The 17658-nt window shown below is 27.8% G+C and carries 14 protein-coding genes, 1 tRNA gene and 1 pseudogene; 10 read left to right on the forward strand and 6 right to left on the reverse strand.

Annotated features, from left to right (window positions below; translation table 11 throughout):
• The first annotated feature begins 1 nt into the window (after position 1).
• A complete protein-coding gene (gene ccsA, locus ELQ04_RS01510) occupies positions 2–3247 on the forward strand; it encodes a cytochrome c biogenesis protein CcsA (protein WP_134224425.1) in 3246 nt (1081 codons plus the stop codon).
• A 15-nt stretch (positions 3248–3262) separates the two neighbouring features.
• Positions 3263–3712, forward strand: coding sequence for a hypothetical protein (locus ELQ04_RS01515; RefSeq protein ID WP_079264680.1), 450 nt, complete (start codon positions 3263–3265; stop codon positions 3710–3712).
• Positions 3713–4176: 464 nt separating this feature from the next.
• On the opposite strand, the gene ELQ04_RS08725 is transcribed toward ELQ04_RS01515, so the two are convergent.
• Both ELQ04_RS08725 and ELQ04_RS01525 read right to left on the reverse strand, forming a co-directional pair.
• On the reverse strand, positions 4177–4596 hold the full coding sequence (locus ELQ04_RS08725) for a hypothetical protein (RefSeq protein ID WP_004316815.1): 420 nt from the start codon (positions 4594–4596) through the stop codon (positions 4177–4179).
• A 64-nt stretch (positions 4597–4660) separates the two neighbouring features.
• Positions 4661–4943, reverse strand: a pseudogene (locus tag ELQ04_RS01525) (Mor transcription activator family protein).
• A gap of 91 nt (positions 4944–5034) precedes the next feature.
• Between ELQ04_RS01525 and ELQ04_RS08730 the strand changes: the two are divergent.
• Positions 5035–5247 (forward strand): S24 family peptidase, encoded by a 213-nt coding sequence (locus tag ELQ04_RS08730; protein WP_004316819.1) that lies wholly within the window; start codon positions 5035–5037, stop codon positions 5245–5247.
• 139 nt (positions 5248–5386) lie between these two features.
• Entirely contained in the window at positions 5387–5749 is a 363-nt protein-coding gene (locus ELQ04_RS08815; RefSeq protein ID WP_004316820.1) for a hypothetical protein, read from the forward strand.
• Positions 5750–6238: 489 nt separating this feature from the next.
• Here ELQ04_RS08815 and ELQ04_RS01540 read toward each other — a convergent pair whose 3' ends face one another.
• Positions 6239–6562 carry a hypothetical protein gene (locus ELQ04_RS01540; protein ID WP_004316822.1) on the reverse strand — a complete coding sequence of 108 codons (324 nt, stop codon included), beginning with the start codon at positions 6560–6562 and terminating at the stop codon, positions 6239–6241.
• 376 nt (positions 6563–6938) lie between these two features.
• Here ELQ04_RS01540 and ELQ04_RS01545 point away from each other — a divergent pair, with 376 nt between their 5' ends.
• Positions 6939–8048 (forward strand): PIN domain-containing protein, encoded by a 1110-nt coding sequence (locus tag ELQ04_RS01545; protein ID WP_004316823.1) that lies wholly within the window; start codon positions 6939–6941, stop codon positions 8046–8048.
• Positions 8049–8666: 618 nt separating this feature from the next.
• Here the strand turns inward: ELQ04_RS01545 and ELQ04_RS01550 are convergent.
• From ELQ04_RS01550 to tgt, 3 genes are all read right to left on the reverse strand, one after another.
• Positions 8667–8743: transfer RNA gene (locus ELQ04_RS01550), tRNA-Arg, on the reverse strand.
• A gap of 52 nt (positions 8744–8795) precedes the next feature.
• Entirely contained in the window at positions 8796–9563 is a 768-nt protein-coding gene (locus ELQ04_RS01555; protein ID WP_004316825.1) for a magnesium transporter CorA family protein, read from the reverse strand.
• Position 9564: 1 nt separating this feature from the next.
• Positions 9565–10686, reverse strand: coding sequence for a tRNA guanosine(34) transglycosylase Tgt (gene tgt, locus ELQ04_RS01560; protein ID WP_044778078.1), 1122 nt, complete (start codon positions 10684–10686; stop codon positions 9565–9567).
• A 29-nt stretch (positions 10687–10715) separates the two neighbouring features.
• Here tgt and ELQ04_RS01565 point away from each other — a divergent pair, with 29 nt between their 5' ends.
• The 5 genes from ELQ04_RS01565 to ELQ04_RS01585 are packed head-to-tail and all read left to right on the forward strand — an operon-like array spanning position 10716 to position 17652.
• Positions 10716–12116 carry a COG3400 family protein gene (locus ELQ04_RS01565; protein ID WP_004316828.1) on the forward strand — a complete coding sequence of 467 codons (1401 nt, stop codon included), beginning with the start codon at positions 10716–10718 and terminating at the stop codon, positions 12114–12116.
• 45 nt (positions 12117–12161) lie between these two features.
• Complete coding sequence (gene aroB, locus ELQ04_RS01570) at positions 12162–13217, forward strand: 3-dehydroquinate synthase (protein ID WP_002893218.1); 1056 nt, start codon at positions 12162–12164, stop codon at positions 13215–13217.
• Entirely contained in the window at positions 13214–14785 is a 1572-nt protein-coding gene (locus ELQ04_RS01575) for a mechanosensitive ion channel domain-containing protein (protein ID WP_002856191.1), read from the forward strand. Before aroB ends, ELQ04_RS01575 begins: the two co-directional genes overlap by 4 nt.
• A complete protein-coding gene (gene mtaB, locus ELQ04_RS01580; RefSeq protein WP_004316832.1) occupies positions 14782–16032 on the forward strand; it encodes a tRNA (N(6)-L-threonylcarbamoyladenosine(37)-C(2))-methylthiotransferase MtaB in 1251 nt (416 codons plus the stop codon). The genes ELQ04_RS01575 and mtaB overlap by 4 nt, the downstream gene beginning before the upstream one ends.
• Before the next feature lie 3 nt (positions 16033–16035).
• A complete protein-coding gene (locus tag ELQ04_RS01585) occupies positions 16036–17652 on the forward strand; it encodes an ATP-dependent metallopeptidase FtsH/Yme1/Tma family protein (RefSeq protein ID WP_002866045.1) in 1617 nt (538 codons plus the stop codon).
• Positions 17653–17658: the final 6 nt, after the last annotated feature.

Consider the following 17658-nt stretch of genomic DNA (forward strand, 5'->3'; position numbering starts at 1 on the left):
AATGAAAAATATAATAAAAAGCATAGGGGATTTAAGAGTTTCGGTTGTATTGTTTTTGCTTTTTGCGCTTTTTTGTGCTTTGGCAACTTTTATTGAAAGTGCTTATGGAACTCCTACGGCTTGGGCAATGGTTTATGATACTTTTTGGTTTGAATATATACAACTTTTACTTGGTATTAATTTACTATGCGGGATGTTTCGTTATAAAATGTTTGGGCTTAAAAAATTGCCTTTAATGATTTTTCATATTTCTTTTTTATTTATTTTAGTGGGTTCTGCAATGACAAGATATGCTGGTTTTGAAGGTATTTTACCTATTAGAGAGCATACTCAAAATTCACTTATAGAAAGTTCTAAGACTTCTTTGCGCATTTCTGCTATAAAAGATGGAGAACGCTATAGTGCGGTTAATGATCGTTATATAGGAAATTTGCCTTTTGCTAATTCTTTTAAACTAAAACTTAATTTAGGTGATGATCAAGCTGTATTAAAATATAAAGATTTAATCTTAAATGCTCATTATACTTATAAAGAAAATAATAATTCTGATCCTTTATTGGTTTTGATGCTTTCTCAAAAAGGATCTCAAGGTGTTGATGTTAAATTTGAAAAAGGTGAAGTTAAGAATATAGAAGGGGTTAATTTTGCTTTTATGAATGATAATGTTAAAGCACCTTTTGTAAAAATTGATGAAAATTTAACTTTAAGTTCAAGTGAAAACTTACATTTTCTAAGTATGCTAGATGGACAAAATTTAGACCTTAAAATTGGAGAAAAGGCAAATGCTAATGAAAGAAGGCTTTATGAAATTAAAGATATTAGTTTTGTAGTTAAAGCTGCTTCTTTACACGCACAAGAAGCTTTAGAAGGTTCTAATAGACCTCAAGATGAAAGTTTTTGGTTATGGTTTAAATCTGCTTGGTTGGAAGTGGGTAGAACTATGTTGATTTCTACTTTTGGCGAGCCTCAAAATTGGAAAAATTCTTTATTATTGCATTTTAAAGATTTTGCTTTAAGTAATGAGAATAAAAACTTAGAATTAACTGGCTCTAATGCTTTAAAATTAGAATTAAGCTATAAAAATGAAAGTAAAGAATTTTATATTTTTGAATATAATAAACCTATTATGATAGAACTTGCAGGTCAAAAATTCTTTATTTCTTGGGCGCTTTCTTATGAACAATTGCCTTTTGATATTTATTTGAGAGATTTTGTATTAGATCGTTATCCAGGTTCTATGTCTCCAGCTTCTTATGCAAGTGAAATTACCGTAAAAAATAATAATGAAAATTTTGATTATAAAATTTTTATGAATAATGTTTTAGATTATGATGGCTATAGATTTTATCAAAGTTCTTATGATCAAGATGAAAAAGGGACTGTTTTATCTGTAAATAAAGATCCAGGTAAAATACCAACTTATATAGGTTATTTTTTGCTTTGTCTTGGAATGTTTATGAATTTTTTAAATCCACATTCTAGATTTAGAACTTTGGCAAGATTAATTAATAAAGACACTTTAAAACATGCAAGTGTGATTATTTTTATTTTATTGCTATCTTTTGGTTCTGAAAAGACTTTTGCTCAAGATTTAAATTCGACCTTACCTGTGGTAAATACTAATCATGCTAAAGCTCTTGCTACTTTAATAGTTCAAAAATCAGCAGATGGAAGAATGGTGCCTTTTGATACGCTATCAAGAGAAATTTTAGAAAAAATTCATCAAAGTGATAGCTATAAGGGTCAAAATTCTAACGCTGTTATGCTTTCCATGCTCGTTGATGTAGATAAATGGCAAATGGAACCTTTTATTTTAATGCCACAAAATCAAGCAGTTCGTGATGCTATTGCAAATATTTTAGAAATTCCTAGCGCTAAATATATTTCTTATAAAGATTTCTTTGATGAGAATAATCGATATAAACTTCAAAAATATGTTGAAAATGCAAATCGTAAAAACCCAAATGCAAGAGGAGTTTTTGATAAGGAAATTATAAAACTAGATGAAAGAGCTAATGTTGTAAATTTAGTTTTTAGTGGTGAATTATTTAAATTTATTCCTGTTCAAAATAATCCAAATAATGTTTGGCTTGCGCCTTTTTCTGCTGTAACTACTCTTAAGGGGGATGAAGGGCATATTGTTTTGGCTTTAATACAGAATTATTTTAGTGCCGTGGAAAATGCTTTTAAAGATGGTAATTGGACTAGAGCTGATGAAGGTTTGAAATTTATCAAAGAATATCAAGAAAAAATAGGATATAAAGTCATGCCTAGTAAAACCAAGGTTGAAATGGAAATTTTTTCTAATAAGGCTGAAATTTTCGTTAAACTCGCTCCTGTATATTTAATTGCGGGTTTTTTACTTTTGATTCTTGTTTTTTCTAAAATGGTTGTACCGAATTTAAAAATCTCTTTTATATTTAAAGTGGTATATGTTTTAAATGTTTTAGCTTTTGTAATTCATACAGTAGGTCTTGGACTTCGTGCTTATTTATCAGGTCATGCTCCGTGGAGTAATGGCTATGAAAGTATGGTGTATATAGCTTGGGCATTGTCTTTGTCTGGTATATTTTTCTCTAGAAAAAGTCCTATAGCCTTGTCATTAACTTCTATTTTATCCGGTGTTGTATTAATGGTTGCACATTTAAGCGAAATGAATCCGCAAATTACAAATCTTGTTCCTGTGCTCAATTCTTATTGGCTTAGTATTCATGTATCTGTTATTACTGCTAGTTATGGATTTTTAGGACTTTGTGTCTTACTTGGTATCTTTACACTGTTCTTAATGTGTTTTCTTAAGAAAGATGGAAAATATAATCTTAATATTTTGAGAAATATTACAGAGGCTACAAGAATTAATGAAATGGCAATGATTTTTGGACTTTGTTTGCTTACTGTAGGAAATTTTTTAGGTGCAATTTGGGCAAATGAAAGTTGGGGGAGATATTGGAGTTGGGATTCTAAGGAAACTTGGGCTTTAGTTAGCATTTTGGTTTATGCAGCAATTTTGCATCTTAGAATGATTCCAAAATATTGTAATCAATTTGTGTTTGCTTTATGGAGTATGTTTGCTTATTGGGTTATTATTATGACTTATTTTGGAGTAAATTACTTTTTAACAGGACTTCATTCTTACGCTGCAGGCGAAGCGGCTCAAATTCCTAATTATGTTTATTGGGGATTTGCATTGATGGTGGTTTTAGCTTTTTTTGCAAGAAGGAAGCGAAAATTTGTGGGCAAACTTTAAATGAGCCATATTTTTTTGGTTATTTTTTGTGCTGCTTTAGCGCTTTTATTGTTTTTAGGCGTGATTGCTTATTTTATTACAAGTGATGGCAAAAAAACAATTAAAAAGCAAAAAACTAGCCAAAAGCAGCATGTAGCTGAAAAGACTAAAAAATTTGATACAGACTTAGATAAAATGATAATTGCTGCTTCCGATGTTAAATTAACAGATATTGAATTAAAAGAACTTGCTAAACTTTATGTGCAGACACATAAACTTGGTTCAAAAACTTCTAAAGAATTAGATGAAGCAGCAAAAAAGAAACTAGAATTTGTTTCTGCTTTGGCTGCAAATATTAATGCAAGTGCACAAACAGTAAGTTACTTAAATAAAGAACTTAAGAAAATTTCTGGATCTTACAAAAAAGAAATTGATGCTTACGAGCATATGGGATTAGCTAAAAGAAAAATTAAAGAAGATAAATAGTATGGTGCGCTCAAGAGGACTGTGATTTATAGTTAAAATACATAAAAAAACATACTTGAAAAATTAATAATATAAAAAACATATACTTTAACATATACTTTTTAAAAAGTAAAAATTTATTATTTTTCACATAAAAAATTTAACTATTTTAGTTACTAAATGATACACTCTTTACACATAAATATTGAACTTCTAATATCAACAAATCTAATTCTACTCTAAGAGTTGATATCTCAACTCTATAAATATTAAACTAGCATTATAACCTCTATCTAACTTTAGATTACAATTAGGATGATCAAAAATTCTATATTTAAGATTTAAATCTTTTTTGATATATCTATAACAACTAAAGTTTTAGAACTAGGATAAAATCTATCTATCTTAATTTAAAGAAACAATTTTTTCTTTGATTTGCTAGTTTGCATGAAATTTGCTTAGTTTTTACTTCAACTACTAGCAATTTATTTCATTTGCTTACTTCCAGAGAGAACTTTAGCTATTTCTTCAATAGAAAATATTACAAAACGAGTTATATTCATTGATTCTATTTTTTTATTTTTTGTTAATCTATCTAAGTATGTTATTTCAACTTTAACAAAAGGATTTTCATCTATTATTTTCACTTCATTTTCGCGAATGGTTGCATATTCTAATATATGTAAAGGATAATTTCTATATTTTGTCTGTTTTTCAAATTCATCATATTTGTCTTTATTGTTTTGAAAAGTCCTAAAAGTAATTTTATATGGAATGCCATTTTGAAATAAAAGCATATTGTATGTTAAAGTATTAGCATATGCTCCTAATTGACTTTTATTATCAAAAATATATTCTTGACCTTCAATAATATAAATTTCTGTTTGTAAGCAATCTTTACTCATAAATGTACCATCTGTGATATTTTTAATTTTAAGCTTAGTCAAATTGATTATGTCATAAAAAACATTAAAACAAACTTGGTTCTAAATTCTCTCTTGATTCTTTTGTGATTAAATACACAGCATTTAAACTTAAATCGTATTTTTTAGCACATTCTAAACTTGCATTTAGTGGTTAAACCTTGTTTTATAAGCGTTTTAAAATCCTCTTTTAATTCTTCATCTCTAAGCAGGGTTTTGTAGCTTGGTATATAAATATTTGCACCGCCAAATTCTTTTAAAATCTCTCGCTTATCGTTATTTTTCACAAAATTAATAAAATATTCAAAATAATCATTATTGCTAAGCAATGCTAGTCCTATTTGAGTATTTTTCAGATTATATCAAAAAAGTTAAATTTTGTTTCATGGATGTTTGTTTTCTAAGTTTTTAAGACCTAAGATGATTTCATTAGCATCTTCTACACTTATTAATAAACAAGATTTAAGACTTATGTTTAACATCCAAGGATTTTTAAAAATAGGTATTATCCCAGTGATAGGGGATAGTATGACACCCACTATAAAAGAAGGTGAGATGATAATTTTTCAAGATGATGGTTCTATGATTGAGGGAGGGATTTATGTGATAGAATATCAAGTGAAGTCTTTGTAAAGAAACCAAGAAAGCGGCCTTTATCATTAATTAGTGATAATAAAGACTATCCGCCTATCATCATGAAAGAAGATGAAGGAAATTAAAATTATAGGTAGAGTGGTAGGTATTTATAATTTAAGTTGCAAGAGATTGTAAAATGAAAAAATTAAAATATATTTTAGGATTAGGATTTTTGTTGCTAGCAGGTTGCGAAAGCGGTGGGTATAACACAAACACTAATGTGCTAGATGTTCAAAATGATATCCATAAATCTTTTTATAATAAAACCTATTCAGATAAAGCAAGGTTTTATGAAAAAATGCAAAAAACTATTAATGAAAATATAAGCATGGGAAACTCTATTATACAAGCTTCGAATATAGAACCAAAATTTGAAATTGATCCTATACGATTTAAAGAATGCGTGTTTTATGAAATATGGACTATAAAAAATCCTCAAAATATTTCTTATACACTTAGCGCAGAGAGACGCCAAGTCGCCTTTACCCTCAGCAATTAAAGAGTTAATTAAATATGCGGATCCGAGCTTTGTGATGGGTAATTTTGGCAAAGATAATCAAGAAAATATATTGGATATCAAGGCAGTCAAAGAAGAATTAAACTAAACCCTCTTACGCAACAGATATTAAAAGCTATAAGTTTGTTAGTGATAAATATAAAATTTTAGAGAATGGAAGCTATATCTATATTTTGCAAAACTTCAAAGCAAAAAGCGAAATTTTGGGAGAATACTCTCAAAATGCCCACATTATTTTTGATAACAAAGGTAATGTGGTAAAAATTGAATTAAACCAAAATAAAGAATTTAGCTTATATTAATTAAAATTACAATTTAAGTTTAAGATTGAAATAAAGATAATTTGTCGCAAAAATGCGACATTTTATTTTTCCGCCGTCATAATTTTACATAAATAAAAAGTTTTACCAATTTTTACAACAAAATCCTTTATGCCATGAGTAAAAAATAAGTCTAGCTTTTTAGCTAGGCTTATTTATCTTGCGCAAAACCAAACATATAATCAAATTTAGTAGAATCGCTTTCTAAAAATCCTGTGCTTGCTTCATACTCCTCTCCATGCTTTTTCTCATCATAGGGAACTATTTTTATATTTTTAGCAAGGAATAATACAAAAGCAATTACAAGGCTAGATACAGATAAAAGCCCTAAAATACCTATAAAGCTAGTGATAATTTTTAAATATACCAAAAGCAAAACAATAGCTGCAACTCCGCAAGAAAGCCAAAGAGTAAGTATGAGTTTTTCGGTTGTAGTCATTTTTGATTTTTTAAGTTTTACTTCTACTTTATCCATTGTTATTCCTTTCATATTAACTTATTTATATAACATAATTATATTATATTTTAATAAATTTTTGTAAATATTTTTGCTATTAAATACCTATTTTATGGAATTGGAACGGATTTCTTTTTTTTGACTATAACTTAATTTTAAATTGATAAACTTCTAAGCTTTTTCATCATAGAAGTTATAAAAGAACATTATAACGATAGGTATTTGCATACCTAAAGATTAATTGCGATATATTTTTATAATTTATCTATATCAAGTTAGAACTTTTCTATCTATATTTTATTGATTTATTAGATTTTTTTGGTAACATAAATTGTTTTATTTTGACGATAAAAATAGGTATTAAATATAATTTTTGATATTCAAGGATAATTTTATGGATACTACAAAACCCATTCATTTAATTATTGATACGAGCATTTTAAGAGCTAGTCCTTATTATAAAAGTGAAGAATACAAATCACTAGAGATACTTGTAAATAAAGGATTTTTAAAAATTTATTTGCCATATATTGTAGAAAATGAATATATAGAACAACTTAAAGAACCATATCTAATAAAATTTGATTCAATAAAAAATTCTCTAAATAAATTAAAAAATCAACATTCTACAAATACTAAGGAAATTACCAATATTGAACAAAGCATAATTATTGCTGAAAACAATATAATAGAAAATATAATTGAAGATTTTGAAATAAATTTTTGCACCAAATTAAAAATAGAAAAACTAGATATTGAACCGTATTGCACCAAAGAGGTCTTTGATAAATATTTTAAAGGTTCATCTCCTTTCAAAAGCAAAAAAAACAGAGAGGATATACCTGATGCTTTTATTTTTGAATCCATAAGAGATATTAAAAATAAAGAGTCTAATACCATTGTTTTGGTTGGTGATAATAGACTTCATAATGCCTGTGATGAAATCGGAGTTACTCCATTTAAAAATCTTAAAGATTTTATAGAATGTAAAGAAATTCAAAATATATTAAATGAGAATATAAATTTTTTAAATTTTATAAACTATTTAAAATCAAACTGCAATATTGAAATCTTTTTAAAAAATTATCATGTAAAAGAACTCGAATACATGACAATCACAAGCTATGATATTCCAAGTGATGACAATTCTGCACAAATTATTGGTATTTGTACTCCAGAGAATGTAGAGTGTGATTTTGAAAAATTAATACATTATGGAAACAAAAAGATTGGTATTCCAGTTACTTTTGATATAGAAGTTGATGCAAATTTATATATCTTCAAAGCTGATTATTATATGAAAGATTATGACTTCTCAGTAGAAGACTGTAATGATCATTATTTTAGTGCCGAAAACAATTACCTTTTAAAAGTTGAAAGTGTGGTTATAGTTGATATATCACAAATTGATTTTTCCGTACCAGATATTAATTTTAATGAATATTTTAATGAAGATAATGCTTTTAGTCTTAACACTATTAGTAATATAGAAGTGATAGGATAGGTATTTAAAAATTAAAATAAAGATGTTAAATGCAAATGTAAACAGTGTGGTAAGGTAAATATATTCCTTGTGAAAATTTAGTTCAGGAATATGTAGAAAGCGAAGAAAGAGAAATGGGAATGGAAAATTATTATAGTACTAATCATAAATTTATTTGTGAATGTGGAAATAGTATATCTTTAGAATTTGATACTTGGGAATATCCTATTTGTATAATAAATTATTGCTAATCTAATGGGTATTTTCCTATTTTAATACTTTGTATTTTTTTGTTTAACCTATATCTAAAATAAAAAAGATAATAGTACCTTTTAGCGAATCTTTTGCTTCGATGTAGAGATTTTTTGTGTATGCATCTTTAATATATGTTCTTTTTTTACAATTAAAGTTTTAAGTTGCTTATCATTAACAATAATCATTTTTAATATTCCTATGTTAAAAAGTATATGTTATTTTTGAATTTTAAAATTTAACATACACTATAACATATACTTTTAAAATTGTCAAAATTGATTATTTGAGATTATTTAGGATTATTTAAGATTATTTGAGATTATTCAAAACATTGCTATATTATATCTTGACTAATTATTTGAGATTATTTAGGAAAAGAAATAATGGTGCGCTCAAGAGGATTCGAACCTCTGGCCTTTTGAACCGCAATCAAATGCTCTATCCAGCTGAGCTATGAGCGCAAAAATAAGTTAAAATTATATATAAATATTCTTAAAATAAGCAAAATTTTGCTTATTTTGTTTGTTTTTTAGCTTTTTTACCTTCATCTAAATCAAATTCTTTAGTCTTTTTTGAATGATAAAATATAAAACCTACAATCAAAATACAGCAAATCAAAGAAAAAATATAAAGTGTACCATAAGGGCTATCTTTGAAAAAAAGATTATTAGTATTCATTCCAAAAAATCCTACGATCAAATTTAAAGGCAGGAAAATAGAAGAAAGTATACTTAAAAGATAAATACTTTTATTCATTTTTTCATTTTTAATTGCACTTGTTAATGTATAAAGAGTATCAACTCTTGCTAGATGTTCTTTGGTGTTTTTACTTAAGATGCTGATGGATAAATTTAAAATTTTTAAATGTTTTTTGTATTGTGCTTGTTCACTAAGCAAAAGATTGAAAGCTTCGCTTAGAAGATTAATTTGCTTTAGATTTTTGTTGATTTTTTGTCTTAACACAAAGGATTTTTTGTAAAAATTTTTAACAAAACCACCTTTTAAGATAATACCTTCTTTGTGTTCTAAAAGGTTTTGAAAATGAGTATTTTGTACTTTAAAATCTTCTAAAATAGATTTAATAAAATTTGAAAATTCTTCTATACTAGAAAGCTTAAATTCTTCATCTTGAAGTTTATAAATTTTTTCATCGTTAAAAAGCCAAGTTTCCAAATTTAATCCCACATAAACAAAAATTTTTTGTCCATAAATTTCACTATAGAAAGTTTCTAAATTCTTTGCTTGTAGGATTTTTTTTAGATTTTCGTGTAGTTCTAGCATTTTATTTGCTTCTTAAGTGATAAAAATTTCTTTTAAATTGCGTAAAAGAATTATTCAAAATTGCTTCACGCATCTTTCTTGCAAGTTCAAGATAATAATGTAGATTGTGTAAACTTGCCAAACGAAAAAAAGTAAGTTCTTTAGCTTTAAAAAGATGGTTTAAATAACCCCTTGAAAAATTACGACAAGTATAACATGAGCAAGTAGGATCTATGGCTTCATGATCGTTGATAAATTCTGCTTTTTTGATATTAAATTTTCCAAAACTTGTGAAAAATGTTCCATTTCTTGCATTTCTAGTTGGCATCACACAGTCAAACATATCTACTCCTCGCTCAACATTTTCCACCAAATCTTCAGGCGTTCCTACGCCCATTAAATATCTTGGACGATTTTCATCTAGATAAGGGTTTAAGTTTTGGACTGTTTCATACATCAAGGCGTTTTCTTCGCCCACGCTAAGCCCACCTATAGCTAAACCATCAAATGGCATTTCATTTAAACTTAAAGCACAACGCTTTCTTTCTTCATAGTCTGTACCACCTTGGATAATACCAAAAATATTTTGCCCTATACCTATACCTTTATTTTGCATATTTTTATGATAAGTAATAGCCTCTTTTGCCCAAAGTATAGTACGATCAACAGAAATTTTAACCCTTTCTTTGGTTGCGGGTAGGGCTACTAAATCATCTAAAATCATCATAATATCAGAGTTAAAATCATATTGAGTATCTAAAACACTTTTTGGAGTAAAAAGATGACGACTCCCATCGATGTGACTTTTAAATTCTATACCTTCATTAAAATGTTTGGAATTTTTACTTAAAGAAAAAGCTTGAAAACCACCGCTATCGGTTAAAAAACTTCTATCAAATTTCGTAAAACCATGTAAACCTCCAAAATCTTTTACCACTTTGGAAGTTGGACGCAAGTACATGTGATAGGTATTTGCTAAAATAATTTTTGCATCAAGCTCGTTTTTCATATCATTAGCATCAAGACTTTTAACCGCTCCTACTGTGCCAACAGGCATAAAAACAGGGGTTAAAAAAGTGCTGTGTGCGGTAGTGATTTCACAAACCCTTGCCATTCCATCTTTATGCTTTAATTTAAATTCCATTTGTTATAATTTCCTTTTTGGAGTTTAAAATGAATAATATTTTAATTATAATAGACGGTATTTTAGCAAAGCATTTCTTAGAAAGGCTTTGTTTTGAAAAAGGCTTAGGTTACTTTTTTACAGTAGTGTGTCAAAATAGTGAAAAAAATAACTTAAATATTTCTAGTGAGTATATTGACTTGCATTATTTTGATCCTACAAGCACAGCGCGTCTTGAAAATATTATGAGTAAAGATTTTAAACAGGCTTTTATTTATATGCAAGATGAATTTGAAACTAAAAAAAGTTATGAGGCTTTGCGTTCTTTAAATCCAAATTTAGAAATAGAAATAATGGATTTTTGGGGGTTAAGTGTTAATGATACTCATACAAATTTAGCTGATGCTAGAATGACTTTAAGCCGTAGATTTATGGATTTTTTACCAGATATTGCTTTAACAGCTCAGTATATAGGACTTGGGGTTGGAGAGATTATGGAAGTAAAAATTCCAGCAGGGTCTATTTTTGCTTATAGGCACATAAGTTCAATACAACAAAAAAGGTGGCGCATAGTCCTTATTTATAGAAATTCTAAGATTTATTTTGTAAAACCATCTTTTGTTTTAGAGCCAAATGATAGCATTTTGATCGTTGGAGATCCTGTTGTTTTACAAAGTATTTTTCATAATATAAGAGGCAAAGCAGGGCAATTTCCTATGCCTTTTGGAAGTAATGTTTTTGCTTTAATTGATATGAAAAATATGAATCAAAATATGCAAGAAAGAGTGCTTGATACTACTTTAAAATTAATTCAAAAAAGCAATGCAAAAAGATTTTTTATACATGTTATCAATCCTAAATTAGGGGTAATGTATGAAAAATTAAAAAAACTTTCTGAGGATAAAGAAGGTGTGTTTTTTGATTATTTCAACACGGATTTTAAACAAATTTCCACATGGTTGCAAAATAATGATATAGGATTAGTTGTAACTGATATAAAAAATTTTGAGAAAGAAAAACAAGCTTTTTTTGATTTAAAAATTCCTATTATGAAGGTGGGTGAAGCTTCTTTTGATGAACTTAAAGAAGCGATTATTTTAAGTGCTGATGAGAGTGAACTTGAAAACAATGCAAATGTCATTACTGATTTAAGTAAACAGCTTGATTTTGGAGTTATTTTATATTATTATAATCCAAATTCTCAAAATACTACAGATATGGAGGAGTATTTTAGAAGTTTATCTAAGCTTTATGATAAAAATATACAAATTATTAATAAAAATGATGAAAACCCTCTTTTAAATTTGCAATATCGCGAAGATTTGTTACAATTTGTGAGTTTTCAAAAAGAATTACTAAATAGAGATTTTGGCAGAAATTTAAGTACAAATTTAAATAGGCATTATTATAAAATGAGACAAAATTACCAACTTTTCATACCAGTAGAATAAATAATTAATTAAATGTGATAGAATAAACGCAAAAAGAGTAGTTCAATGCAAGTAGAAGTTAAGTTAAAAGAAAATGCTTATAAGGTTTATATTGATGAACTTGAAGAATTAGAATTTGATAGTAAGGTTTTTATACTTTCAAATCCTAAGATTTCAGGTCTTCATTTGAAAACATTACTTTCTAAAATTAAGGCAAAAGAAATTTTTATTGCCACTGTAAAAGATGGTGAAGAATATAAAAATTTAAGCACCATGGAAGAAATTTTAAACCAAATGTTTAATTCTAAATTGGATAGAAAAAGCGTGCTTATAAGTTTTGGTGGTGGCGTGATTAGTGATATGGGCGGATTTGCTGCTAGTATTTATCAAAGAGGTATTGATTTTATAAATATTCCTACTACACTTTTAGCTTGTGTTGATGCAGCAGTAGGTGGAAAAACAGGTGTTAATAATAATTTTGGTAAAAATCTTATTGGTACTTTTTATCAACCTAAAGCTGTATATTGTGAGAGTTCTTTTTTAAAGACTTTGAGCTCTAGAGAACTTGCTGCAGGCATGGCTGAATTTATTAAAATGGCAGCAATGTTTGATGATAGTATACTTGATTTTATAGAAAAAATTGATGAAAAAAGTTTCTTAAATGCTACTTGTGAGAATGAAATTTTTACTCAAATTATAGCAAGAAGCATAGAACTTAAATCAAGGGTTGTTGAACAAGATGAAAAAGAATCAGGGCTTAGAATGCTTTTAAATTATGGTCATACTTTTGCTCATGTTATAGAAAATTTTACAGATTATAAGCTTTATTTACACGGAGAAGCGGTGGCTATAGGTATGGTTATGGCAAATCAATTGGCTTTAAATTTAGGGCTTTTGGATAAAACGCAAAGTCAAAAAATAAAAGATATTTTACTTAAATTCGGTTTGCCAATATCATATAAAATCAACAATGTAGATGAATTTTATGAAGCTTTTTTCATGGATAAAAAAAGCTCTAATAAAAAAATCAATTTTGTTCTTGCTAGTCCTTTGGGTAAGGGTTTGATAAAAGGTGATATTTCCAAAGAAGATATAATTGCAACTTTAAGAGAATTCCAATGAAAAAAATTATTATTTTAACCTTTTTTGTTGTTTTTGCTTTTGGTGATGTAAATCGGACTATTATTAATAATATAAATGAGAAAATTAATACTTTAAATACTGTAATCAGTGCTAGTATTTGGAATATACGTTATGAAAATTTTATAAAATATCAAGATATAAATGATGAATTAATCATTTTAAATCTTAATTTAAAAAAGACTTCCGATATTCACCAACAAGAAGAACTTAAACGCAAGATAGCAAATTTAGAAGAGCAATTGAGCTTGCTTAAAGAATATAAAGATTTAAATTTTGCACAAAGTCTTAGTGCCCCTGATAATATAGAAACTTTATCTAAGCTTACTAATCCTTTGGCTATTATAGGAGCTTTTTCTCATATTAAGAAATTAAAAGGAGAAAAGGAAGAGTATATATTTAAATTTAATGATTTTAAAAATTTAGTAGATAAAATCAGGGAAAAAAACTCAGAACTTAAGGAATTAGTTGAGCTTAAACCAAGTGTTGAGAATATAGAAGCTTTAAAAGCTTCGGATAAAAAGTTGGAAGAATTTGAGCAAGCTTTAAATTTTGCTAGTGTTTCTTATTCTGTTTATGAGAAAAAAATTGATGAAGAGCTTTCTCGAGTAAGTGCTGAGATTAAAGTTCAAAGCTTAAGGGCTGTAAATATACTTGTTGCTATTGTTATTGTTATAGCTATAGCTTTTATGTTGAAATTTATTGCTAAAAAATATATTAAAGATAGTGAAAGATATTATACTGCTACGAAGATTATTAATTTTATTAATATAAATATTATTTTTCTTATTTTGCTCTTTGCTTATATAGAAAATATTACTTATCTTGTAACTATACTTGGTTTTGCCTCTGCGGGCTTAGCTATTGCTATGAAAGATATGTTTATGTCTATGCTTGGATGGTGTGTGATTATTTTTGGCGGAAGTTTTAGAGTAGGGGATCGTGTAAAGGTTTTTCAAAATGATACTACCTATATAGGAGATATTATAGACATTTCTTTTTTACGCATTACTCTTTATGAAGAGCTTACACTTGAAACTTATAATAAAAATCGTCGTAGTGGGCGTATTATATTTATTCCTAATAACTATGTTTTTACAAATTTGCTTGCTAATTATACCCATCATGGTATGAAAACCGTGCTTGATGGCATTGATATAAGTGTTACTTTTGATAGCAATCTTGATAAGGCGCAAGAAATTGTAGAAAATATTGTTACACGCCATGCCAAAGGTTATACTGAGCTTGCTAGAAAAAATATAGCTCGTTTACAACATGAATATAGTATTAAAAATCCTAAAGTGGAGCCAAGGTTTTTTATGTTTTTTGAACATTGGGGAATGCGAATTTCTGCATGGTATATGACTAATGCTTATGCGGCTTTGGTATTAAGAAGTACGATTAGTAAAGAGATTATAAAAGAATTTAATAAGCATAAAGATATAAAAATTGCTTATCCATCGCAAAATTTATATTTAGGAAATTTAAATCAAAATCATTTTGAACAACATCATGAAAATATGCATTTTCATGCAAGGAATAAAGATTGAAAGAAAAAGTTTTTTTTAAAACCTTTGGGTGTCGCACAAATATTTATGATACAGAGCTTTTAAAAAGTTATGTAAAAGATTATGAGATTATAAATGATGAGAATAAAGCACAAATTATCGTTGTAAATTCTTGCACGGTTACAAATGGAGCTGATAGCGGGATAAAGTCTTATGTAAATACCATGCAAAAAAAAGGCATTAAAGTTATACTTACAGGTTGTGGTGCTGTAAGCAAAGGTAAGGAGCTTTTAGATAAAAAGCAAGTTTTTGGAGTGCTTGGAGCGTCAAATAAAGATAAAATCAATGAATTTTTAGGAGCAAAGACAAGTTTTTATGAACTTGGAAATTTAAATTTTATTGATAAAGATATAGTTTGCGAGTATGAAAATCATACCAAAGCTTTTGTGAAAATTCAAGAAGGTTGTGATTTTGCTTGTTCTTATTGTATTATCCCTAGCGTGCGGGGAAAATCAAGAAGTGTAGATGAAAAAGCTCTTTTAAAACAGGTTGAAATTTTGGGGGCTAATGGCTATAGTGAAATTGTTTTAACAGGGACTAATATAGGTTCATATGGGCTTAAAAATGGCACAACTCTAGGTAAACTTTTGCAAAAAATGGGACAAATTTCAGGTATAAAACGCATAAGGTTAGGTAGTTTAGAACCCGCACAAATTGATGAAAGTTTTTTAGAAATTTTAGATGAAACTTGGCTTGAAAGGCATTTACATATCGCCTTACAACATACAAGTGAAAAAATGCTTCGCATAATGCGAAGAAGATCGCATACGGATAATGATTTAAAGCTTTTTAATACTATAGCAAGCAAAGGATATGCTTTGGGGACAGATTTTATAGTAGCTCATCCAGGTGAGAGTGAAGAAATGTGGCAAGAAGCTTTAAGAAATTTTAAAGAATTTCCACTCACTCATATTCATGCTTTTATTTTTAGTCCTAGAAACAACACGCATTCTGCTACTATGAAAGATGTGATAAATGGAACTTTGGCTAAAGAAAGATTAAATACTTTAAAATCTATCGTGGAAAAAAATAATTATGAATTTAGGAAAAAAAATCAAGTTCCGCTTGAAGTTTTGGTGGAAAATCAAAAAGATGGTTTTTTTGAGGGGTATGATCAGTTTTTTAACAAGATCAAAATTAAAAGTGATAAAGATATAGCTAAAGAATGGATCTTTATATCTCAATATGAAGTGCAAGAAAAGTCTAACTTTGCAAATTTAAAAGGCTAGATAATGAAAAATAAAAAGATAATTTTAGCATCTTTTATGGTTTTATGTATGCTTTTGGGAATTTTATATTTTAAAAATGAACCTAAATATATAGATGAAAATCTTTATCAAAGTCTGTTAAGTCAAAATTTAATCCAAAAAGCTGTGATTGATAAAGACGAAATTTGGCTTAAGGCGGAAGGTGAAAATTACGTAATTATAAAAGATGGCATAGATATAAAAACACTTTTAGCAAAAGTTCCCGTAGAAGTTAAAAAAGATAACACGCTTTGGGTGTTTTTTATTTTACTTGTTTTTATTATCGCACTTTTTATAAGTCTTGGCTATTTTGCTCGTAAAAAAGAGTTAGCTAAATATCCAATATCAAATAAGAATCAAAATCACACTCAAGCTCAAAATTCAAATATAAATTTAGAAAGTTCTCATATAAAACCTGTGATTTCAAATATTACTTTTAATGATGTAGCAGGTGTTGATGAAGTTAAAATGGAGCTAAGCGAACTTGTGGATTTTTTACAAAATCCTAAAAAATATAAAGAATTTGGTGTAAAAATGCCAAAAGGTGTTTTAATGGTAGGCCCACCTGGTGTAGGAAAAACATTGATAGCAAAAGCAGTTGCAGGAGAAGCAGGGGTGCCATTTTTTTATCAAAGCGGTTCAAGTTTTGTTGAAATTTATGTAGGTATGGGTGCAAAAAGAGTTAGAGAGCTTTTTTCAAAAGCTAAAATGATGGCTCCTAGTATAGTTTTTATCGATGAAATAGATGCTGTAGGTAAGGCAAGAGGAGAAATGTCAAATGTTGAAAGAGATAGCACTTTAAATCAACTTTTAACTCAAATGGATGGTTTTGAAGATAATAGCGGGGTTATAGTTATAGCTGCGACAAATAAAATCGAACTTATGGATCCTGCTTTATTGCGTTCGGGGCGTTTTGATAGGAGAATTTTTTTATCTTTGCCTGATTTTAAGGATAGACTTAAAATTTTAGAAATTTATATGAAAGATAAAAATAATAATGTCAATTTAAATAAAATCGCCAAAGCAAGCGTAGGTTTTAGTGGAGCAGGGCTTGAAACTTTGGTCAATGAAGCAGCAATTAATGCTTTAAGAAGAAATAGTGCTTTAGTTGAGGAAAGTGATTTTTATGCTGTATTAAATAAAGTTCTTTTAGGCAAGAAAAAGATTTTAAGTTTTAATGATGAAGAGAAGAAAATTCAAGCCACTTATCAGGCTGCAAAAGCTTTGAGTGCGTATTATTTTGACATAGGATTTGAAAAAATCACTCTCATTGAAGATCGTTTTAAAGAATATGAGCATAATATAAGATCAAAATCAGAGCTTATCAATCGTATAAAAGTTTATTTGGCTGGTTCTAGAGCTATGAGATTGATTTATAATGAAAGTTATACTAACTCGCAAGATGATTTTTTAAAGATTAAAGAATTGCTTGATTATATGTTGAGTTTTGATATGTTAGAAGAGCCAAATTTAAATGAACAAAAAAAAGAAATGGATGAATTTTTAAATTCTATGAAGGATAAAATTTTAAAATTATCAGAGCTTTTGCTTGAAAAAGAAAAGATAGAACATGATGATGTTAAAAATATAATGCAGGTTTGATTATAT

Origin of the sequence: Campylobacter sp. CH278, from assembly GCF_004378845.1 — a bacterium.
Taxonomy (GTDB): Bacteria; Campylobacterota; Campylobacteria; order Campylobacterales; family Campylobacteraceae; genus Campylobacter_D; species Campylobacter_D jejuni.